This window comes from Bacillus sp. GbtcB14, from assembly GCF_019091205.1.
GTDB classification, from domain to species: Bacteria; Bacillota; Bacilli; order Bacillales; family Bacillaceae_G; genus Bacillus_A; species Bacillus_A cereus_AG.
This window is the reverse complement of sequence record NZ_JAGXJT010000003.1, coordinates 35,514-57,128: the sequence shown is the minus strand read 5'-3', so window position 1 is coordinate 57,128 and position 21,615 is coordinate 35,514. Positions and strand designations below refer to the sequence as shown.

Genomic DNA, 21,615 nt, shown 5'->3' with positions numbered 1-21,615 from the left:
CTATATTGTTATCTTATTATGAAAACGCATACAATTAAACATAAAAAACTTCCGTTATGTAACGGAAGTTTTTACATACTTTTCTTATAACGATAATAATATCTCTTGAAAATCTTCAACCACTTTAGCCTGAGCTAATTTCTCTATCGCACTTTGACTAGACATAACATCATATAAAAAATCATAAAGCCGTTGTAAATCTTCATTATTATTGCGCTTTACACTAAATAAAATAATAACTTGTACTTTCTTATCTCCCCAATCAACAGCCTTTTCAAGTGTACAAAACATCAAAAATGTTTCTGCACTTAATAACTGCATCGGATGAGGAATCGCAACTAAATTCCCTACTGATGTCGGAGATGTATTTTCTCTTTCCATAACAGATGCATAAAAGTTTTCTGGTACATAGTTTTTCTCAGCAGCTTTCTCACATAAAAACTGAATAACCTCTTCTTTCGTAGAAGAGCTATGATTTAAAAAGATCAAATCTTCCTTTATATACTGCTGTACACTAGTATTCACATGCGTAAACAACTGCTGACCGATTGATTTAATCTCTTTATCATCAAATATTGAATTCACTTTTATAACCGGCACAGGCAAACCACTCGGTATATGAATTGTACTAATAATACAATCTATTTTATCTTTATAAAGGTCTTCTACTTTCAATTGATAATAACCAGTAATACCTACAATCTCTAATTTATCTCGGAACTGTGATAGAATTTTATATTTCAATAGCTGGGCACTTCCTTGACCAGTTGCACAAACTAATAAACATCTTTTCTTTTGATTCTGTTCCTGTAAACGACTCATCGCTCCGCCAAAGTGAATCGCAATATAACCAATTTCACTTTCCGGAATCGATTCTCCCGTATATTCACCAATTATATCTCCAACGAGAACAGCAATTTCAAAAGCATACGGATAATTCTTTTTCACTTCTGCCAAAAGAGGATTTCTCGTATTTAACTTATACTTCAAACGGTTTAATAACGTTTTTAAATGAACACCAAAACCAAATAATAATTCTTCATCATAATAAAAAATAAGATTCCGTTCTTCCGCTACTTTAAAAAGAATATGTTGCATGAATGCATACAGATCTTTCCCTAATAATTCTTCCACATTTTCATAACGATCTTTCGCTGTAACAGCAGTACTTAATAAATGCATCGTCACATATAAAACTTCTTCTTCGGGAAATGAAAGATGTAACACTTTCTCTAAATCCCCTAAAATCTCTTTCGCAATTGTATATTCTTTCTTTATGATAAGTTCAGCTTGCTCTTTATTCAGCCCTTTCATATAATGTTGATTTTCACAACGCTTTAATGCGATTGCAATATGAATGACTAAATTATCAATTTCTATATCTGATAAATATATCGTTCCTCCCTCAATATACTTTAATATAACCGAACGGATAAGCGGTATATGAGGTAACGATACATATGTATCACTCTGCTCAAATTGCTCATGAAACGGAGTATGGTCATAACGCGGTAAACCATATTGTGATAAACAAGAACGAATATGAAACTCCTCTCCCACAATACGTATACCATAATACGGTCTCTTTTCAATTTGTAATTGATAACGACCACATATATCTGTAACATCTTTCATAATTAAATTTACAGTCGATTTACTCACATAAATCTCCTCTGCTAATTGTGAAAGCTTCACATATCCCTCTGTCGTTAAAATACGTTGCAGAATGTACGCTATCCTTTCTTCATAAGAAGTTGGGATCTTTTCAGTCTGTTTTTGAAATAGACTCACGCAAAACGCTTCAAACTTCTTCATTTGTATAATTTCTAGTTCGTATCCAGTCCCTCTTTGCGATTCAATTTTCGCTCCGTTTTCTTCTAATATATCATTTAATAATTTTATATCTTTTTGAATCGTCTTCGTTGATACATGTAAACGGCTCGCTAAAAAAGCTCGATTTAACATCGATTTCTCTTCTAAAAACTCCTCTAAAATAGAAACTAATCGCTGATGCACCTTTGTCATAGCTCTTCCTCTCGCTCTTTATATATAAAGGGGGAAAAGCTGCTGAAATCAGTAGTTTTTCCCCTTTATATTCTCTCTATTTCTTTAATGTGAATCCGAATTTATCCCATGCTTGTAAATAGTCTAGTAAGAAAATCTCTTCTTCTACAATTCGACCAACTACATTTGTTTTTCCTGTATTCACCATATCTTTTAAAGCAATTTGCAATTCACCTTTATATTGACCATACTGTTCATTATCAATTAAAAGATCACCGCGTTTAATTTCGCGTGTATTATGCGGTTTGAACTCTTCTTTCTTATATTTCACACGACTTTGTGTTGAGCGAATCATATATTCAGATACATCTCCGCGGTAAAAATGAGGCTCATCTAATACGATAATTTTTTCTAGTTCTGTTGTTGTATCATATAGTTCTATATCAAATGTTTGTTTCTCTTTATTTAATGCACCTAGTGCTTGTAATTCTTCTTCTGATGCATACGCGTTCGCAATAATAACATCATCAATTAATTCTGTCGCAAATAAATGCTTCGCCTGTGTTGTCATCGGTAATTCACGATGCTGCTCTAACGTACATAATCCTTCTGTTACTGGCCAAGGTCCGCATGTTGCATCAAATGATGAAATAAAAGCAGCCGTTCTCATACCGTAATCTTTAAATTGTTTCGAGCATTTAATAAAATGATCATATGATAATCCTGAATAACGATGCGGATAAAAATTATGGCACCCAATTAAATTTTCACGATTTGGTCTATGGCTCATAATGTTATCTACATACTTCGTACCGTTACTCATATTAATTTCAATTTTCAAACCATATGGATTGTAAGTCATAATTGATTCTTCTAATCCTGAGAAACCGACATCTAAACGAATACCGTACGCTCCTAACTCATGGAAGAATGATAAATCATTATATGAAATACCTAATTGTGTAAAGACAGACGGACTAATATCAACTAATACTTGGAACCCTAATGCATTTGCATGAGAGATTGTTTCTTTAAACTCTTCTATAATTTTCTCTTTTTCTCCATCTACAGACAATAAGCATGTGAATACACGTGTAAATCCGTATTTACTTGCTAACGTTACATACTCCTTGTCTTTCTCTACTGTCGAATGTTCTGGATAAATAGAAATACCTAATCGTCTCATATGTACACGCCTCTTTCTTCATCATATTGTAAACCTTTTCAAATATATGTAGTGAAAAAGTATATATCCCCTTCTCATTCACTACTGTTTGAATCCGCTTTCTTTAAAGAAAAAACAATTTCTATCATTCATAACAACTACAAGTCTATACATCTATACTTTACAACTTTTTTTCATAGTTGTGTAGCTTTTACACAAATTTGTCAGTTTTTCCACCTCGAAAATTGTTATACGTTTTCAAGGCACCTTCCTTGACTGTTACATTGACCAATACATATACTCGAAAGAAAAGAGAAAATTTTATATAGGGGATGAATATATGGGAGAAGCAATACTCGTAAAACGAGAATCGTTATGGACGAAAGAGTTTGTTGCTTTAATTTTTGCAAACTTATGTATGTTTTTAGGGTTTCAAATGTTAATTCCTACTTTGCCTGTTTATGTGAAAGAAATTGGCGGCACAAGTTCCAATATCGGATTTGTTGTAGGAATGTTTACCGTGGCGGCACTTTTTGTTAGACCGCTAACTGGAAATGCCTTGCAAAAATTTAATAAAAAAATCATTTTAATGATTGGTACTGCTATTTGTTTACTCGCTATGGGTAGTTATCTTTTCGCTTCAACCGTTTTCCTATTGCTTGCCGTGCGAATTTTACACGGAGCTGGCTTTGGTATTACAACGACTACATATGGAACTGTCGTTTCAGATTTAATTCCGCAAGCTCGCCGCGGCGAAGGCATGGGATATTTCGGTCTTTCTGGAACAATTGCAATGGCGCTCGGTCCACTTATCGGGCTTTGGCTTATGCAAACATATAACTTCACGATTCTTTTTTTATGTGCACTTTCATGTACAATTGTTTCATTAATATTAACGAAACTGCTTCAAATCAAAAAATCGCCGCAACCACCACAACAAACATCTGGTACCTTCCTTGATGGATTTATTGAGCGAAAAGCTTTACTTCCTTCATTATTAATATTATGTATTACATTAATGTACGGCGGAATCGGGAGCTTTATTACATTATTTGCTACGGAAGTCGGAATTGCTGATATAAGCCTCTTCTTCTTATTTAATGCACTTGCAATCGCTGTCACTCGGCCGTTTTCTGGAAAGTTATACGATGCGAAAGGTCATACATTCGTCATCATTCCAGGAGTTATTATTACGTTTGCAGGTATTATTTTATTGTCGTATACAACTACAATTCCGAGTTTAATCATTGCAGCAGCATGCTACGGAAGTGGTTTCGGAGCGATTCAACCTGCTCTACAAGCATGGATGATCGACCGAGTAGCACCGCATCGCCGAGGAGTCGCAACAGCTACATTCTTCTCAGCATTTGACCTAGGAATTGGTGCTGGCGCGATTATATTTGGATTCATTGCACATTTTACAAACTACGCAACTGTATATCGATATTCCTCTCTACTACTTATTGCTTTCCTGTTCATTTACATCACAAGTATAAGAAAACAAAAGCATGGAGATAAAAACAGAGAAAAAGCTGCTGGATAATTCAGTAGCTTTTTTATGTGCAAAAGCGGAGTGAGTTATAAGTAAAAATTAATATAATCATTTTCCTACATATTTTTTTAACTTTCATCAAAAAATATACAATGAACTCGCAGACGCTTTCCTTCATATTCAACTAAACAATACTATTCTAAAAAATGTGATTTCTTCACAAAAAACACTGTTTATATAGGGATAAAACCAATTAAATCCAGCTGTTTCTTTAAAGATTTGTAAACTTTTTATCCCTTTGTAAATTTAGTGTAAATTTTACTAGTAAACCGTTTACAGTGCCTCAAGGTTTAGTTAATAATTACATCGTACATGAAATTTAAGGAGTGGAATGCGTGGAATACAATATTCAAGATATGATCTTCCAGTTCATTGGTGGATTAGGTATTTTCTTATTCGGTATTAAATACATGGGCGATGGACTGCAACAAGCAGCTGGAGATCGTCTTCGCGATATTCTAGATCGCTTTACAACAAACCCACTTATGGGTGTACTAGCAGGTATGTTAGTTACTGTATTAATCCAATCAAGTTCAGGAACAACCGCTTTAACAGTCGGACTTGTAAGTGCCGGATTTATGACATTAAGACAAGCAATTGGTGTTATTATGGGTGCGAACATCGGAACGACAGTTACCGCATTTATTATCGGAATTAAAATCGGAGAATATGCTCTTCCAATTATGGCAGTTGGAGCTATCTTACTATTCTTCTTTAAAAATAAAAAAGTACATTCTTTAGGTCAAGTTATATTCGGATTTGGTATGTTATTCTTCGGTTTAGAACTAATGAGCACAGGTATGAAGCCTCTTCGCTCTTTAGAATCATTCCAAGAATTAACAGTTAGCATGAGTGATAATCCAATTTTAGGTATTGTTGTTGGTACAGTCTTTACTTTAATTGTACAAAGTTCAAGTGCAACAATCGGTATTTTACAAGAACTATTCGGTCAAGGTGCAATCGATTTACAAGCTGCCCTTCCTGTATTGTTCGGTGACAACATCGGTACAACAATTACAGCTGTATTAGCAGCAATCGGTACTTCAATTGCAGCAAGACGCGCAGCATTAGTTCACGTTATCTTTAATATCGTCGGTACAATCATCTTTACAATTATATTAATACCTTTTACAAATTTAATTCTATACTTCCAAACGTCATTAAACTTAAATCCAGAAATGACAATTGCATTTGCACATGGAACGTTTAACGTAACGAATACTATTATTCAATTCCCGTTCATTGCAGTATTAGCATGGATTGTAACAAAAATTATTCGCGGGGAAGATGCAGCTATTGACTTCAAACCGCAACATTTAAATCCAATCTTTATTGAACAATCTCCAGCTATTGCTTTAACAGAAGCTCAAAAAGAGATTATTCGTATGGCTGAGTTTTCATTACATGGATTAAAAGAAGCAAATCAATTTTTAAACACACAAGATAAAAAACACGCTGATATGGCTACTCAATTAGAAGGAGCTATTAACAATTTAGATAAAAAAATTACCGAGTATTTAGTTTTACTATCAGAAAAACCACTTTCACCAACAGACTCTGAAAAGCATTCAGTTCTAGCAGGTGTCGTTGGAGATATTGAACGTGTCGGCGATCACGTAGAAAACCTTGTAGAACTTGTAGATTTCCAAATTTCAAACCGTGTTTCCCTATCAAACGAAGCACTAGCTGAATTAAATGAAATGCTTGAGTTAACAATTTCAACATTACAAGATGCAATCAATGCTTTAACAAACTTCGATACTGAACTAGCTCAAACAGTTATTGCAAAAGAACGTAAAATTGACCAAATGGAACGTGTTCTTCGTAAACGTCACGTATTACGTCTAAACGAACGTAGCTGTTCAGGTGATGCAAGTATCATCTACGTTGATATGGTAAGTAACTTAGAGCGTATTGGTGATCACGCTGTAAATATCGCTGATGGTGTTTTAGGTGAACAAGGTAAAATCAATTTAAAACAATCATTATAATAAAAAAGAGACGCTAACTTAAGCGTCTCTTTTTTCATTTCATATTTACAACCGTTCTTCCTTTTAACTTTCCTTGCAATATAAGTGTAAACTTCTCATCTAATTCTTCTAATGTACATTCTTCTGTATAAGATAGTAACTCTTTGTTTCCCCATTCATTTGCTAGGAGCGTCCAAACATCTCTTCTCACATTCACTGGGCATTGCACAGAATCTATCCCTAAAAGGCTTATGCCTCGTAAAATAAACGGATATACTGTTGTTTGTAACTCCTGGCCTGCCACATTACCACATGTCGTCACACAACCGCCGTACTTTACCGTTTTTAATGCTGTTTCTAACATATGTCCACCTACAGTATCGATAACTCCAGCGTATATTCCTTTAAGCATTGGTCTTCCAGATTCATCATTCAGTTCCGCGCGGTGAATCACCTTTTTCGCCCCTAAACGTAGTAGCATCTCTTCCTCTACCATTTTCCCTGTCGCTCCTACTACGTTAAATCCTAACTTACTTAAAATACTAACAGCTACACTCCCTACGCCGCCTGTAGCACCCGTTACTAAAACATCTCCCATACTAGGCGTTATGCCTGCTCCAATAAGCTTATATACCGATAAAGCAGCTGTAAAACCTGCTGTCCCGTACATCATACTTTCCTTTAATGACATGCCATCGGGTAAAGGGATGATCCAAGATGCTGGCACGCGAATATATTCTCCGAAACCACCAGAAGTATTCATACCTAAATCATATCCCGTTACAATGACTTGATCTCCTACCTTAATGGTTTCATCTTTACTACTCACAACCACTCCTGATGCATCAATTCCTGGCGTATGAGGATATGCCCTCGTAACCCCTTTATTACCCGTAGATGAAAGAGCATCTTTATAATTTAACGAAGAATAATGAACCTGTATGAATACGTCCCCCTCAGGTAAACTATTTATTTCTCTCTCTACAACGTTTCTTACAAATTGCTTACTTTCTATTTCGTTCACAACGATTGCTCGGAATGATGTATGATTCATTATGTCCTCTCCTTTATCCGTAAAATTCTTCTTTATTATATAGAAGAAATACATAAGCCTACTCATTTCTTCTTGGCTATATTTCAACAAATCTTACTTCTCTATTACTTTCTCACAATACATATTTTCATTTCTACTAAAAGCCCTTATACTTAATCTACATCTGAAGAATAAAATATAGAAAATCTGACTTTTTATAAATAAATTGAATTTTTACGAAATGTAAATGATTTGTAATGTTTTTTTTCGCTAAATTTCATTATAATAAGTGGATGTGAGTGTCGTATTTCAATCCAAATGAAGGAGTACAGGAAATGGAGCAAAACCCATCTTTGCAAGAAAATACACGCAGTAAACCGAAAAAAAGTAAGAAAAAAACAAAAATTATTATAAGCGTTATTCTATTCTTTTTAATAATAGGTGGCGGTTATACTTGGTTTTTAGTAAATAAAGCATCTTCTGCTGTTCGAAATGCCGCACACGATTTAGCGCGCGGTGATAAATCTGATTTACGTGACAAAGCTGTAAAACCTATTACGAACAATGTCTCTGTCTTAATCATGGGTGTTGATGAAAGCGATGTCCGTGGGAAAGAATATGGTGAAGCTATAAGAACGGATGCACTATTACTTGCAACGTTTAATAAAGATAGCAAAACTGTAAAACTATTAAGTATTCCACGAGATACATATACTTATATTCCAGTGGAAAAGAAAAAAGATAAAATTACACACGCTCATGCATACGGTTCTACTAAAAACGGAAAAGATGGTGGACCACAAGCAAGTATTGATGCAGTTGAAAAATTAATGAATGTTCCTGTCGATTACTTTGTAAAATTTAACTTCAAGTCATTTATGAAGATTGTTGACGATTTAGGTGGTATTGAAGTCGATGTACCAGTTGAATTTACTGAACAAGATAGTAATGATACTGCTGATGCGATTCACCTGAAGAAAGGTGTTCAAAAGCTAAATAGTGAAGAAGCTCTTGCTCTTGCTAGAACGCGACACATTGATAGTGATGCAATGCGTGGACAACGTCAACAGCTCGTTATTGAAGCAATTTTAAAGAAACTAACAAGCGTTGGATCTGTAACAAAAGTTGGTAACATCATTGATGATATTAACGGACAATTCGTTACAAACTTAACATTCGATGATATGCTTTCATTCTATAAGTATGGATCGGATTCAGACATTGAAAAATTACAAATTCAAGGTGAAGACTGCTATATGGCAAAAGGTGACGATACATGTAGCCAATCTGCTGGTGGCGGCCGAACATATTACTACAATCCAGATAAAAAAGAATTAGCAAAAGTTACAAACGATCTTCGTGCTCACCTTGGATTACCTGCATATACAAAAACAGACTCTGATTCGAAGAAAACAAGCACAGAGAAAACAAAAGAATCTAAGTCAGAAAATTCAAGTGAACGCGAATCAAGTAACAATGAAGTGAAAAATAAAAATAGCAGTAAAGATACAGAAACATCGTCTAACGACAATGAATAAAAAAGAAGCAGTTCTCTATGGAGGTAGAGAACTGCTTCTTTTTATTTATCTGAATCTAAAAATCAGAACTTTCTAACTATCTTTTTTAATATTTTTAAATTATAATAAATAGTAGCAATCTATTCCAATTATCAGGGGGCTCATACATATGAAAGCTGCAGTAAAACATAACATCTCAGATTTTAAAGACTACTTAAAGTCAAACGATATATACATGGAAGAAAATATAGATGAAAATGATGGTTCTGTTCATTTTTCAGTAGGGTTAGAGACAGAAGCTGGAGCAAAAATTCAACTTATCGCTGCTTTCCAAAACGAACATCCTACTGTGGATATATACTGCTTCAATGTTGCTCACGTACCTGATGCAACATCAACAAATGATATTTTGCACGTTATCAATGAATTAAACACATCTTATCGATTTGCAAAATTCACTTTAAACAAGCAAAATGCAATTGATATTTCAGCATCGCTTGCATTCTCAGAACCAAACTTTAATCCAGCACTTGTCTTTGAACATACGAGAATGCTATATAAATTAGCAAATGACGAATATAAGAACTTAATGAAAGTTATTTGGGCATAAATAAAAGGATGGGCTGCAAGCAGCTCCATCCTTTTATTTCGATATCATATCAATCCACATCTTAACAGCAGTCCCTACAATTAAAATCGATAACATATATTGCAATGCTTTTTGATTGATCCTCTTCCCAACTCGCGCTCCAAGCGGCGCAGCAAAGATACTTGCAATCGCAATAATGAGAGCTGGAATTACGACCACTTGCCCAGTTATCACTTTTCCAGTCGTAATCCCTACTGAAGAAATAAACGTAATAGCGATAGATGTTGCTATTGTTGTACGTATCGGCAATTTTAAAATAACTAGCATGATCGGAACTAATAGGAAAGAACCGCCAGCACCTATAATGCCTGATGCTCCGCCTACAATAAACGCTAGCGAACTTGCTAACCATTTATTATATTTCACTTTATCACCATTATTCCGCTTCGGCACGAACATCATAATAGCAGCAATTGTTGCTAACGCTGCATAAACAACATTGACCGTGTGTTCCTCTAATACGTTAGCACCAAAACTACCTATGAAACTTCCTATTAATATACTAGCTCCCATATACACAACTAGCGTTTTATCCATATCATTACTTTTCCGATAGGCCCATGCCCCTGCAAAAGTTGCAAAGAATACTTGCACCGCTGTAATACCACTCACTTCATGTGACGTATAGCCAGTAAATCCTAGCAATACCGGAATGTATAGGATCATCGGATAATTAATAATCGCACCGCCAATTCCAACCATTCCTGATATAAACGATCCTATAAACCCAATTATAAAAAGTAATACGACTAAGCTCACCTTATATCCCCCGCCTTCTAAAAAGAAGGTGATTTAAATGAATAAATTCACATTCCCATCCGAAGCATCTGCTAAATAAGCTCCTACTCCTGCAAACTCTACCCCTTCCATAATCTCTTCCTCTTTTAACCCTAATAAATCTACCGTCATTTGACAAGCTACAAGTTTAATCCCCTGTTCTTTCGCCAAATCCATTAAATCTGGTAAAGGCATCGCATTATGTTTTTTCATAATACCTTTAATCATCTTTGGCCCCATACCGGCAAAATTCATTTTTGATAATCCCATCTTATCCGCACCACGCGGCATCATTTTTCCAAATACTTTTTCTATGAACGTTTTCTTTACCTTCACATGTTCATCTTTCCTTAAAGCATTTAAGCCCCAAAAGGTATGAAAAATAGTCACCTCTTGATCATACGCCGCTGCACCATTTGCAATAATATAAGCAGCCATCGCTTTATCATAATCTCCGCTAAATAAAACGATTGTTGTTTTCTTCTGTTGTTCCATGTTGTTCTCCCTCCAATTACCTATAGGGGTATATTATTATTTGTAAAAAGGCTCAAATCATTTATCTCTGTACTATACGACTTTACCTTCCCACGCTAACATACCACCTACCATATTGATTGCTTGAAAACCGTAGCTCTCTAAAAACTGAACTGCTCTTGCACTTCTTCCGCCAGAGCGACAAACGATAATATATTCTTTCTTTTTATCTAACTCATGCATTCGAAACTCTAGTAGTCCTAACCTAATAGGAAGCACTCCTGGAATTTTCCCTTCCGCCACTTCTTCTACTTCACGAACATCGATTACATGTAGCTCTTCATTTCCTAATAATCTTTCCTCTACTTCTTTCGCTGTTATTTCTTTCATCTTGATATTCCTTCCTTATAAAGCGTTCATACCACCTGAAACGTTAGTAACATGCTGAAACCCTAATTTTTTTAATACTTTTGCTGCTTGCTTACTTCTCATCCCGCTCTGACAAATAACGATTATTTCCTTATTTTTATCTAATTGCTTTGCTTTACTAGCTAATTCATTTAACGGGATATTCTGAAATCCCTTCATATGATTTCCTCTATATTCACCTACTGTACGAACATCGATAAATTGTTTCCCCTTTTTTCCTGCTATACTCTTTAATTCTTTTCCACTTATATTTTGAACACCTTTTACCGGTAAAAAACGTGAAATAACAAACGCTGTAGCAAGTACAATGAAAAGCGTACTTAATATTGTATTCATCTAACCAACCTCTCTACATTTATAAAACTACTACGCCTTCTTAATCCAAAACTTTAGTACATCAGCTTCTTCTATATGCTTCACGATGTCATGACCACCTTTATTTGCCCACGCTGGAATATCCTTAACTGACCCTTTATCCGTTACATGTACTTCTAACACTTCTCCAGTTTGTAAAGTATCCATCGCTCTCTTCGTTCTTACAATCGGCATTGGACATGCTAAACCTGTCGCATCTAATACTTGTTTTACATTCATCATCTATTCCTCCATTTTTTATTTCTTATTCGTGAACTGCACAACGATTTGGACCAATCTCCATTTCACGCCCTTCATCCGCACTCGGATGGATTTTACCCATATTCGTTTGACGAATTTCTTCGTAAGCATTCGGCTGAGGTGGTAAATTCTCTGTTACAACTTTACGAAACTCTCCCTCATCCTCAATATTTAGCCCTGCATTATACGCAAATAAATCTTTTAGCTTTGCGCTCACAACACCATTCTCATCCATTTCACTTATTTTTGAATAATGAGCTGGTAACACTATTAATTGTTGAGATAGTACTTTATATCGGTTATATAAAGTTTCTCGTAAATCACTCACCCAATCCTCAGCCTTTCCAGCAAGATCTGGACGCCCGATAGAATCTACAAATAAAATATCGCCTGATAATAAATAGGAATCATCTACAATAAATGATGTACTTCCAATCGTATGCCCCGGTGAGTATAATGCGTCAATTTCAATTTTAGTACCCCCCACCGTAATAACTGATCCTTCAACAAGCGGTTTATATGAGAAAACAACTTCCTCCGCATCTTTTGGAGGTAGCCAATACGTACCACCTACTCTTTCAGCTAACTTACGTCCGCCAGAAATATGGTCTGCATGTAAATGTGTATCCATTACATTCGTAATCGTCACGCCATGCTCTTTCGCAAACTCTTCATATGCTTCAACTGTTCTTACTGCATCAATAACTGCTGCCTCACCGTTTGAAACGACCATATAAGATAAACAACCTTTTCCAAGGCGATTAAATTGATATATACTTCCCCCGCCCTGTACATCTCCTACTTTTAACGGCTTCACATATTCACTCCAAGCTTTCATACCGCCAGCTAAATAAAAAACATTATAGAAGCCAGCATCCAACAATTGCTCTGCCACAAATATAGAAGAACCTTCTTTCGCACATACGACTAAAATTTCTTTCTCTCTCGGCAATTCACTTGCAATATGGTCTACACCATCTAATAAATCAAAATACGGTTTATTTATAGAAGAAATTTGTTTTCCTTCAATTTTCCACTCTTCATAATCCGTCTCATTACGAACATCTAAAATAAACAACTCTCCGAATAAAACTTTCTCTGCAACATCTTTTGCTTGTAACGGTTTAACACTCATCTAATTACCCCCATAGGTATATTTTAATTTAAAAAATTTTATTTTTCTACATTTCCTTGCCACTCTAACATACCTGGAATGACATTTTTCACATTTGAATACCCTTTCTCTTTCAACATTTGGCAAGCTACATCACTACGGTTACCAGTTCGGCAAATAACATATATTTGCTTCGTCTGATCTAATGCTGCACTGTCTAGTTCGCCTAATGGAACTGAAATAGCCGCTGGAATATGACCAAAGGCGAATTCGGCTGCTTCGCGAACATCTACTACAATACACTCTTCACCGCTTAATACTATCTCTTGCAAATCCGCATTCGTAATCGTATGAGGATATTTCACTACTTCATTCACTTCATGCTCGTGTGCTTTTCTAACGTAATGCATCAATAGATCACCTTCGCGTTTCGTCCCGATATATTGATGACCTACTTTACTCGCCCAACTTTGTATATCTACAGTAGACCCTTTATCTGTTGCCTGAACTTCAATCACTTGCCCTGATACCAAACCTTCCATTGCCTTCTTCGTCTTCACAATTGGCATCGGGCAAGCCAAACCTTTACAATCTAAACTCATATCCACTTTTATACTCATAGTCGATTCCTCCACAATTTATACACATATACCTGTAGGGGTATATTAAAATATTTTTGAAAATCTGTCAACACTTATGTTTGACAGATTATCGGCTTTTTACAAGTAATTGAACTGCTTCTTTAATTAACTCTTCATTTGAACCATTACCACTTTCAAACTGTTCACGTAAACATTGTTCTAAATTTGTTCCCACAACAAGTCCAATTGTACGATCAAGTGCGGAACGAGATGCCGTTAACTGCGTAATAACCTCTCGGCAATCTTTTCCTTCTTCCATCATACGAAGTACACCACGAACCTGCCCTTCAATACGTTTTAATCTATTTTTCATGTCTTGATTATATTCCAATGTAGACCACCTCCGTATTTATGACTATATTATACATTACTTTGTAACTTTGTATAATATAATATACCCTTAAGGGTATATTGTAAAGGTAATTGTTTTTCAAACCTTCCACTCCCTTGTACAGCTAATTTACTTACCAATAAAAAAAGAATCCAAATGGATTCTTTTTACAATGATATATTTATTACTCTCGTTTCATCTCTATCGTTAATCCTAACTATTTGCTTCTCACTATTTGGCAAAAATACGATATAATTTCCCTTTCTCACATTCCTCCAAATAACTTTTCCTTCTTCATCTGTTTTCCCTATTGAAATCCCAATTTCTTTACTGGGCTCAGGTGATTCGTCTTTCATAAGTATAATTTCAAAATCTTTTATCGGCTGTTTTTCTTTATTTTTCACGTAAAAATTTACAGACTTAACAACCTTACTAAACTTCTTTTCATTATTTGCTATATAACTAGTCATTACGATTATGAACAATACACAAAATAAAATCCATAAAAGCTTATTATATTTATTCAGACCATTTTTTGAGATTATTAAAAACATCGTCTGTCACCCGGTTTCCAAAATTCCAAGAATTACTTCCTACTGTATGGGTAGCTATTATTGTTACACCCGTACGAGAATAGTCATGATATACAGGTGCTCCACTTTGACATCCATAAGTGTCCATCCTATATGTTAAAATTCTAGGACTAGTGCCTTCAATTGGTCCATAATCTGTCCACATAGTATATTTTTCATTTCCTACTTTATCACATGGATACCCTGGGACTACTGCGAGTAAACCTTTTGGAGACTCTACATTAGTAGTTCTATATCCTAACCAACCTGTATAATCTCCAGGAGATCCATTTAATTTAATGGCTCCATAATCAAATTCCGAATTTCCCTCATCAGTCCATCCACTTACTGAATAGAGCTTTGTCCAACTATAAGGTAAATACGGTGCTTGGTTTCCATTTCTACCAGGAGTCACAATAACATTTTTTGCCCATCCACCAAGCTTTTTATCGTAAACACAGTGCCCAGCTGTAAATACTGTATCTTTACTGATCAGCGCTCCTGTACACCCATAAACCTCTTGTCCATTAAATTGAATTACTAAATGTACTATAGCCCTATAAGGATACAACGTTGTATTAGTAACCCTAATTCGATCATCTCTTCCGATTACAGAATATGTAAGGTTATTAGATGGATAATTAAAATTACTGTCTCTTAATAAGTATCCCCAATCTTCCCCACCATGTTTACGCCCTTCAAATGAAGGCGAAACAAGATCTTCTCCCCTTCGATCATTACTATATAAAGATTGTTCTTGAAAAAGTACACGTTCTCCCTCATTTGAAACCGATGTCCACGGTACATCTTCTGCATAAGCCTTCTGATTCACCAAAAATACTGTACAAAAAAAGATAAAAAGGACACCAAAACGATAAAGAGCCAACCTACATCTTATAGAAATAAAGCTATCCAACATAACTTACCTCCTATACGAATGATAGCGAACAATTGAAGATCCCTTTATAAATTCTAGTTTTTCTTTTTTTAGAAGTCAATGTAATTAATAATGATAATCATTATTAATTACATTGACTTAACAAACTCAAACAATTATTCATATTCTTTACTTTAAGTAAAAAATATAAATTTATTTTTTAAATAAAAAAACGGACATAGCATTTCTATGTCCGTTCTTTCCTTCACACATACTTCCGATGTACCATCTTCCCATCATAAGAAAACACAACGCCCTTACTTTCCACAATGGACTCCATATGCACCGTTCTTCCCCATAACTGATGAAGGTACGGCAATACTTTTTCTAAGTATTTTAAATCGAGCTCAATTCCTTCGTAACTATGTTTAATGTACAATTCTCCGTTCTTTAAGTAATCTCCGTCTTCTACTACTAAGTATGGGAAGCCACCATTTGTACGCATATTTACGAGCTGATCACGTACATGTTCCCACTCTTTATCTATTACTTTATATTCTTTTCCTTGACGCTGGAATAAGTACATATCTTCTCTCATAACGAGTTCTTTATTTAAGTAGTTTCTTAAGAACGATACATCCCATTCGATTTCGCGTACTTCAAAGATTTTGTCTCGACCAGATCCAGGTTTTACGCCGCGTCTTTTCATTTCTTCTGTCGGGTTATTATAGCGCTCCTCTATATCTTCAAACATTTTAATACCGAGGTAGTATGGGTTAATACTTGTTTTTGATGGCTGTACGACACCTGCATTAAGCTTTGCGAATTCAATCGCTTCAGAAGATGTTAAGTCCATTTCACGGAGTATGCGTTGATGCCAGTACGAAGCCCAGCCTTCGTTCATGATCTTCGTTTCAAGCTGTGGCCAGAAATATAACATTTCCTCGCGCATCATCGTTAATATGTCGCGCTGCCAATCTTCTAGCTCACGGCTATATTCTTCAATAAAGAGTAGTAAATCTTTCTCTGGTTGCGGCGGAATTTTCTTCTTTTTATGCATATTAGGTCGTTCTCTCTTTTTGTTTCGATCATCTAAATTCCATAAATCATCGTACTGTGATATCTTTTTCTTTTCTACATCCTCTTCTAAATCTTCAATACTCCACGCAAGTTTCGGACGCATAAGCGATGGATCAATATGCTCTTGAATAGCAAGTACGGCATCCAAAAATGTCTCTACTTCTGCCTTTCCATACTTATGCTCATATGCTTTCACACGTTCAGCTGTTGCAGACATACTTTCTACCATATCTCGCTTCGTATTCGAAAAACGAATATTATTTTTAAAGAAATCACAGTGTGCTAAAACGTGCGCTACAATTAATTTGTTTTGAATTAACGAGTTCGTATCTAATAAAAAGGCATAACATGGATCAGAGTTAATAACGAGTTCGTATATTTTACTAAGACCTAAATCGTATTGTAATTTCATTCTGAAAAATTGTTTTCCAAAACTCCAATGTGAAAACCTCGTCGGCATCCCATATGCACCAAATGTATAAATAATTTCCGCTGGACATATTTCATAACGCATCGGATAAAAATCAAGCCCAAATCCAGTCGCAATTTCCGTAATTTCCGCAATTGCATATTGCAGTGCTTTATCGTCACTTGCTCTCATTATTTTCCCTCCTTACACTTTCCCTTAAGAAAGTGTATGATGAGGAACAAGCTTTCATGAGGATTGATTGCATAATAAAAAGACATCCTCATAAAAACGAGAATGTCTTATCTATTAACCCTCAATAATCTCCATCTTCTCCGTAATCGGTGTACGAGCTTTTCCTTCTGGCGCTTTATCGAAATAGCCAAGGTGAAGAATTCCAACGATGCGTTGGCCTCTTGTTAAACCAAGTCCTTCTATAAATAATGGATTGTAGTTTAATCCGCCTGATTTCCAAACACAACCTAATCCACGTTCCCAAGCAAGAAGTTGGAAGTTTTGCATAAATGCACATGTTGCAGCGTAATCTTCGTCACGTTGAATTTGACGTGGATCTTCATTAATATAAACAACAATTTGTGCAGGCGTGCTTAAGAAACGATCAGATAAAATTTTACCGCGTTTCGCTCTTTCTTCTTCTGTGAAAGAGTTTAATACTGCATCTACTAATTTTTTGCGGCCTTCTCCAATGTATAATTTACAATTCCATGGTTCACGATGTTTATGATTCGGTGCCCACGTTGCGTCGTTTAATAGTTCAACTAATAACTCTTTATCTACAGATTTATCTGTGAATGTACGTACAGAACGTCTTTCTTTAATCACATTTGCGATGGAAGTATATGTAGTCATATTTTTCTCTCCCTTATTTTCATCTATATGTATACATTTGTTATTGATATTGATTTTCAATTTCGATTATACCCTAGTTTTTCACTATTAATCAATGTTTTATGTTGGAAAACTTCCAAAAACGTCATTTTATACTGTGAAGAAAAAAACTTAACTTGTTCACAAGTATTTCACATTTTATGGAAATGATATGTGTACAGTTTTCCACATTATCCATCTAGGAGGAGTTTATATGTACAAAAAAATCGCAGTAAGTATGACTATGGCAACATTATTATTCGGGGCAACCGTCTTCCCTACTTTCGCTGCTACGCCAAAAGAAGTAACATTGCACCATCATAAGCCTATTTCAGAAGAAGAAATGCAATCGCTCGAAAAACTCGGCTATAACAAACATGAAATTTGGAAAGCTGCTCATATTGCAAGAATCGGTAAAAAAGAAATAAAAGACGTTTTAGCTTACTATAAGCAAAATAAATCTTGGGAGAAAACAGCCCAGCATTTCGGTGTAGATCCAAGTAAATTAAAAAAGCATCATATGAATAAAGAAACGAAAAAAGCACTGCTACAAGAATTAGCAAATATACAAAAATCTACACCAGACGGCCTAAAACAAAAAATGAAAGAATATAATATCGGATTACGTCAGCTCACGGTATTAACAATCATCTCTCAAAAAAGTAATACCCCTCTCGATGATGTACTAAAAATGAAAAAAGACGGAATGGACATTAAACAAATTGCAGAAAAATTAAATGTAAAAAAAGAAGATATACGAGCAGAAATGATTAAATTAGTGAAGTCTATTAAAGAAAAGAAAACAAATTAGCATGCCAAAAAGGAAGAGATTTTCAATACTCTTCCTTTTCTTTATGAACTTTCAATTTCCAAGTATAAATTCCCGTATTTCCCAAAAACTAACATAAGTAAATGATATATGTTAGGGGTGAAAAAATGTTTCGTTTATCATCTAAAAAGAAGAAACAAACTGTTTGTTCTATTCCAGAATTTATCCACACTATGAAAGAATCAAGTGACTTTTCTTCTTATAACGTCATAGAAGATGGGACGTTATGTTTGTTTTATTATCAATCTACAGTAGAATCACTCATTATTAAACGATTCATTTTAGCTCCTATAAAAATTAAATTAGAAGAAATTCAAAATATTGAGGATATCGCAAATATCGTAGCAATTGAAGACATTATCATCTCTCCTTCCGTTAATGATATTCGCGAAAAATTATTAGGTGGCTACGTGTTAGTACAGCTAAAAAAAAGTTCAGAGCAAGAAGCGTATGCACTCCTCCGCGCTGAAAGTTCAGTTTTAGGAACGAGATTATATAACGATACAGAGAATGAATATAGTGTAATTGGTCCAAAAATCGGATTCGTTGAAAATATCGATACAAATATGCATTTACTTCGGCGAAATATCGTAACAGAGCAATTAATTTTCAAGGAGCTTTCCGTTGGGTCTATATCGAAAACAAAAATCATAGTCGCTTATATGGCGGATATTACAAATGAACAGCATGTGAATACTGCCGTGCAACGCCTACAAGATATTGACTTTGATTTTCCTTTTGATGCAACTATGATTGAACAGTTTATTAGCGATAATAGCAACTCACCCTTCCCTGTTTTACTACCTACAGAGCGTTTAGATCGCTCCGTTTATGCGTTACTGAATGGAGGAGTTGTCATTTTAACAGATGGTTCACCATATGCATTAGCCGGACCAGCGACGTTGCTTGATTTCTTCGTCTCTCCAGAAGATTATTATTTGCCCTGGATAGCAGGCTCCTTTCTTAGATTAGTTCGTTTTTTCGGAGCTGCATTCTCTCTATTTTCATCAGCTATTTATACAGCTGTATTAACGTATCACTATCAAATGATTCCAGCTGATTTACTTGGTCCTATTATTTATTCTAGAGCTAACGTACCGTTTCCACCGATGTTAGAAGCACTTTTTTTAGAAATTACAATTGAATTACTTCGCGAAGCTGGAGCACGCTTACCGACTAAAGTTGGACAAACGATTGGTATTGTTGGTGGGATTGTAATTGGACAAGCATCTGTTGAGGCTGCTTTAACGAGTACTATTTTATTAATTGCTGTTGCATTGTCTGCACTGGCGTCTTTTACGACACCAACAGTAAAAATGTCCTCTACCATCCGAATATTACGCTTCCCTCTCATCATTTTAGCTGGTGCATTTGGCGGCGTAGGTCTTATCGTTGGATTCGTATTCATATTAGCTCATTTAATTCGTCTTAAATCACTTGGGTCGCCTTATTTATTGCCTTTATATCCATTTCGCGGTTTAGGAACTGCAGAAGGACTTCTTCGCTTACCATTTAGTCAAACTGCTGGACGTGCCTCTTTTCTGAGACCAAAAAAGAAATGGCGCTATGATCCAAATAAAGCGAAAGAAAAACGTGATGGTGAGGAGAAATGAAAAAAATTTTATTGTACTTTGCTATTATCGTTTTAATTTTCCAATCGGGATGTACACAACCGAATATAGTAGACACACAGCGAATGATTCATGTAGGTGGATTTGATATAACGAAAGACAAACAATTTCGCGGGACGATTCTTTATCCCGATTACACAAAAGGCGTTCAATCAAAACCAGAAACTCAGTCAACTACTGCTGGCACGATTGAAACAATATCTTCACGACTAAATGCAAAATCGCCTCATACTATCGCTGTCGGTCAAATGCGTGTTGTGCTTTTTGGAAAATCCATTGGCGAACATGGAATTGGCGATATTATAAATAATTTGCAACGTGATCCTAATATTGGTCGAGATGTTCAACTAGCACTGGTAGACGGTTCTACAGAAAAACTGCTCAAACATATTAAAACAAATGGATCACTATATCTGTCTGACTTACTGGAGCAAAACATAGAAACCGAAACGATTCCACGGACTGCTTTAAATATTTTTTTATATAACTTTTATTCATCAGGATGCGATCCATTTCTTCCTTATATTGAAATGGATGAAGACAAGTCCGCTTCCATTAAAGGACTCGCTTTTTTAAAAAAGGATAAAGTGGTTATGTACACAGATAAAAAAGGATCTTTTTTATTAAAATTACTCCTTAATCCAACTACAAATGGTCGTTACGAAGTTCCAATACAGCAAGGTAACCATAAAGGATTAATTGCCACTCAAAACTTATCTGGAAAGAGCGTTTGTTACATTTCCGATACTGGTGACATGCCGAAAGTTCATATTCACCTAAAATTAAACGGACTCATAAAAAGCGCTCCAAGCTGGCTTGATTTAGCGAAAAACGAAAACATAACTTACATAAAAAAACATGTAGAAAAAACAGTTGAGAAACATTTAAACGAATTAATAAAACAATTCCAAGAAAAAGAGGTCGATCCGATAGGGATACGGGAAGAAATTCGTAGTCATTCAAGAAAATGGACTATAAAACAAATTCAAGAAATGTACCCTAATGTAGATGTTGCTGTTCACGTACAAATCAATGTTGTACAATCTGGTATCGGAGAATAG

At 35.3% G+C, this 21,615-nt stretch carries 22 protein-coding genes; 7 read left to right on the top strand and 15 right to left on the bottom strand.

Translation table 11 applies throughout. The features are described 5' to 3' along the window. Positions 1-84: 84 nt before the first annotated feature. Complete coding sequence (locus KVT31_RS09315) at positions 85-2,025, bottom strand: BglG family transcription antiterminator (RefSeq protein ID WP_088095255.1); 1,941 nt, start codon at positions 2,023-2,025, stop codon at positions 85-87. Between the two features lie 76 nt (positions 2,026-2,101). Next, positions 2,102-3,190 (bottom strand): DUF871 domain-containing protein, encoded by a 1,089-nt coding sequence (locus tag KVT31_RS09310; RefSeq protein WP_088095254.1) that lies wholly within the window; start codon positions 3,188-3,190, stop codon positions 2,102-2,104. A 319-nt stretch (positions 3,191-3,509) separates the two neighbouring features. Here KVT31_RS09310 and KVT31_RS09305 point away from each other — a divergent pair, with 319 nt between their 5' ends. Then, positions 3,510-4,712 (top strand): MFS transporter, encoded by a 1,203-nt coding sequence (locus KVT31_RS09305; RefSeq protein ID WP_088095253.1) that lies wholly within the window; start codon positions 3,510-3,512, stop codon positions 4,710-4,712. 344 nt (positions 4,713-5,056) lie between these two features. After that, entirely contained in the window at positions 5,057-6,712 is a 1,656-nt protein-coding gene (locus KVT31_RS09300) for a Na/Pi cotransporter family protein (RefSeq protein WP_088095252.1), read from the top strand. A gap of 34 nt (positions 6,713-6,746) precedes the next feature. Here the strand turns inward: KVT31_RS09300 and KVT31_RS09295 are convergent, their stop codons facing one another. Next, positions 6,747-7,745 (bottom strand): YhdH/YhfP family quinone oxidoreductase, encoded by a 999-nt coding sequence (locus KVT31_RS09295; protein WP_088095251.1) that lies wholly within the window; start codon positions 7,743-7,745, stop codon positions 6,747-6,749. Between the two features lie 314 nt (positions 7,746-8,059). On the opposite strand from KVT31_RS09295, the gene KVT31_RS09290 reads away from it, so the two are divergent. Both KVT31_RS09290 and KVT31_RS09285 read left to right on the top strand, forming a co-directional pair. Beyond that, entirely contained in the window at positions 8,060-9,262 is a 1,203-nt protein-coding gene (locus KVT31_RS09290; protein ID WP_088095250.1) for an LCP family protein, read from the top strand. A gap of 148 nt (positions 9,263-9,410) precedes the next feature. Further along, positions 9,411-9,851 (top strand): hypothetical protein, encoded by a 441-nt coding sequence (locus KVT31_RS09285; protein ID WP_000642361.1) that lies wholly within the window; start codon positions 9,411-9,413, stop codon positions 9,849-9,851. Positions 9,852-9,884: 33 nt separating this feature from the next. Here KVT31_RS09285 and KVT31_RS09280 read toward each other — a convergent pair whose 3' ends face one another. From KVT31_RS09280 to KVT31_RS09225, 12 genes are all read right to left on the bottom strand, one after another. Further along, positions 9,885-10,649 (bottom strand): sulfite exporter TauE/SafE family protein, encoded by a 765-nt coding sequence (locus KVT31_RS09280; RefSeq protein WP_088095249.1) that lies wholly within the window; start codon positions 10,647-10,649, stop codon positions 9,885-9,887. 33 nt (positions 10,650-10,682) lie between these two features. Further along, the gene (locus KVT31_RS09275; protein ID WP_000437730.1) at positions 10,683-11,162 is read right to left on the bottom strand and encodes a DsrE/DsrF/DrsH-like family protein; all 480 of its coding nucleotides are present in this window, start codon (positions 11,160-11,162) and stop codon (positions 10,683-10,685) included. Positions 11,163-11,234: 72 nt separating this feature from the next. Continuing rightward, a complete protein-coding gene (locus KVT31_RS09270) occupies positions 11,235-11,531 on the bottom strand; it encodes a rhodanese-like domain-containing protein (protein ID WP_088095248.1) in 297 nt (98 codons plus the stop codon). A gap of 15 nt (positions 11,532-11,546) precedes the next feature. Beyond that, positions 11,547-11,906 carry a rhodanese-like domain-containing protein gene (locus KVT31_RS09265; RefSeq protein WP_088095247.1) on the bottom strand — a complete coding sequence of 120 codons (360 nt, stop codon included), beginning with the start codon at positions 11,904-11,906 and terminating at the stop codon, positions 11,547-11,549. A 30-nt stretch (positions 11,907-11,936) separates the two neighbouring features. Next, complete coding sequence (locus KVT31_RS09260) at positions 11,937-12,167, bottom strand: sulfurtransferase TusA family protein (protein WP_088095246.1); 231 nt, start codon at positions 12,165-12,167, stop codon at positions 11,937-11,939. Between the two features lie 22 nt (positions 12,168-12,189). Continuing rightward, a complete protein-coding gene (locus KVT31_RS09255) occupies positions 12,190-13,320 on the bottom strand; it encodes an MBL fold metallo-hydrolase (RefSeq protein WP_088095245.1) in 1,131 nt (376 codons plus the stop codon). A gap of 38 nt (positions 13,321-13,358) precedes the next feature. Next, positions 13,359-13,934, bottom strand: a complete 576-nt coding sequence (locus KVT31_RS09250) for a sulfurtransferase TusA family protein (RefSeq protein ID WP_140392354.1) — start codon at positions 13,932-13,934, stop codon at positions 13,359-13,361. Positions 13,935-14,007: 73 nt separating this feature from the next. Continuing rightward, the gene (locus tag KVT31_RS09245; RefSeq protein ID WP_000456206.1) at positions 14,008-14,271 is read right to left on the bottom strand and encodes a metal-sensitive transcriptional regulator; all 264 of its coding nucleotides are present in this window, start codon (positions 14,269-14,271) and stop codon (positions 14,008-14,010) included. A gap of 167 nt (positions 14,272-14,438) precedes the next feature. Then, entirely contained in the window at positions 14,439-14,825 is a 387-nt protein-coding gene (locus KVT31_RS09240) for a DUF2606 family protein (RefSeq protein ID WP_088095243.1), read from the bottom strand. Then, entirely contained in the window at positions 14,791-15,762 is a 972-nt protein-coding gene (locus tag KVT31_RS09235) for a trypsin-like serine peptidase (RefSeq protein WP_140392353.1), read from the bottom strand. Before KVT31_RS09235 ends, KVT31_RS09240 begins: the two co-directional genes overlap by 35 nt. A gap of 223 nt (positions 15,763-15,985) precedes the next feature. Continuing rightward, a complete protein-coding gene (gene spoVR, locus KVT31_RS09230) occupies positions 15,986-17,401 on the bottom strand; it encodes a stage V sporulation protein SpoVR (RefSeq protein WP_088095242.1) in 1,416 nt (471 codons plus the stop codon). Between the two features lie 114 nt (positions 17,402-17,515). Then, positions 17,516-18,076, bottom strand: coding sequence for a nitroreductase family protein (locus tag KVT31_RS09225; RefSeq protein ID WP_088095241.1), 561 nt, complete (start codon positions 18,074-18,076; stop codon positions 17,516-17,518). Positions 18,077-18,308: 232 nt separating this feature from the next. On the opposite strand from KVT31_RS09225, the gene KVT31_RS09220 reads away from it, so the two are divergent. The 3 genes from KVT31_RS09220 (at position 18,309) to gerYC (ending at position 21,615) form a co-directional block, all read left to right on the top strand. Further along, positions 18,309-18,905 (top strand): hypothetical protein, encoded by a 597-nt coding sequence (locus tag KVT31_RS09220; RefSeq protein ID WP_140392352.1) that lies wholly within the window; start codon positions 18,309-18,311, stop codon positions 18,903-18,905. 125 nt (positions 18,906-19,030) lie between these two features. After that, the gene (locus tag KVT31_RS09215; protein ID WP_088095239.1) at positions 19,031-20,536 is read left to right on the top strand and encodes a spore germination protein; all 1,506 of its coding nucleotides are present in this window, start codon (positions 19,031-19,033) and stop codon (positions 20,534-20,536) included. Next, positions 20,533-21,615, top strand: a complete 1,083-nt coding sequence (gerYC, locus tag KVT31_RS09210) for a spore germination protein GerYC (protein WP_088095238.1) — start codon at positions 20,533-20,535, stop codon at positions 21,613-21,615. The genes KVT31_RS09215 and gerYC overlap by 4 nt, the downstream gene beginning before the upstream one ends.

Excerpts from the sequence above, each read along its gene's own strand:
- KVT31_RS09315 (WP_088095255.1), bottom strand. The coding sequence starts at position 2,025 with ATGACAAAGGTGCATCAGCGATTAGTTTCTATTTTAGAGGAGTTTTTA.
- KVT31_RS09310 (WP_088095254.1), bottom strand. The coding sequence starts at position 3,190 with ATGAGACGATTAGGTATTTCTATTTATCCAGAACATTCGACAGTAGAG.
- KVT31_RS09305 (WP_088095253.1), top strand. The coding sequence starts at position 3,510 with ATGGGAGAAGCAATACTCGTAAAACGAGAATCGTTATGGACGAAAGAG.
- KVT31_RS09295 (WP_088095251.1), bottom strand. The coding sequence starts at position 7,745 with ATGAATCATACATCATTCCGAGCAATCGTTGTGAACGAAATAGAAAGT.
- KVT31_RS09290 (WP_088095250.1), top strand. The coding sequence starts at position 8,060 with ATGGAGCAAAACCCATCTTTGCAAGAAAATACACGCAGTAAACCGAAA.
- KVT31_RS09285 (WP_000642361.1), top strand. The coding sequence starts at position 9,411 with ATGAAAGCTGCAGTAAAACATAACATCTCAGATTTTAAAGACTACTTA.
- KVT31_RS09275 (WP_000437730.1), bottom strand. The coding sequence starts at position 11,162 with ATGGAACAACAGAAGAAAACAACAATCGTTTTATTTAGCGGAGATTAT.
- KVT31_RS09270 (WP_088095248.1), bottom strand. The coding sequence starts at position 11,531 with ATGAAAGAAATAACAGCGAAAGAAGTAGAGGAAAGATTATTAGGAAAT.
- KVT31_RS09265 (WP_088095247.1), bottom strand. The coding sequence starts at position 11,906 with ATGAATACAATATTAAGTACGCTTTTCATTGTACTTGCTACAGCGTTT.
- KVT31_RS09260 (WP_088095246.1), bottom strand. The coding sequence starts at position 12,167 with ATGATGAATGTAAAACAAGTATTAGATGCGACAGGTTTAGCATGTCCA.
- KVT31_RS09255 (WP_088095245.1), bottom strand. The coding sequence starts at position 13,320 with ATGAGTGTTAAACCGTTACAAGCAAAAGATGTTGCAGAGAAAGTTTTA.
- KVT31_RS09240 (WP_088095243.1), bottom strand. The coding sequence starts at position 14,825 with ATGTTTTTAATAATCTCAAAAAATGGTCTGAATAAATATAATAAGCTT.
- KVT31_RS09235 (WP_140392353.1), bottom strand. The coding sequence starts at position 15,762 with ATGTTGGATAGCTTTATTTCTATAAGATGTAGGTTGGCTCTTTATCGT.
- spoVR (WP_088095242.1), bottom strand. The coding sequence starts at position 17,401 with ATGAGAGCAAGTGACGATAAAGCACTGCAATATGCAATTGCGGAAATT.
- KVT31_RS09225 (WP_088095241.1), bottom strand. The coding sequence starts at position 18,076 with ATGACTACATATACTTCCATCGCAAATGTGATTAAAGAAAGACGTTCT.
- KVT31_RS09220 (WP_140392352.1), top strand. The coding sequence starts at position 18,309 with ATGTACAAAAAAATCGCAGTAAGTATGACTATGGCAACATTATTATTC.
- KVT31_RS09215 (WP_088095239.1), top strand. The coding sequence starts at position 19,031 with ATGTTTCGTTTATCATCTAAAAAGAAGAAACAAACTGTTTGTTCTATT.
- gerYC (WP_088095238.1), top strand. The coding sequence starts at position 20,533 with ATGAAAAAAATTTTATTGTACTTTGCTATTATCGTTTTAATTTTCCAA.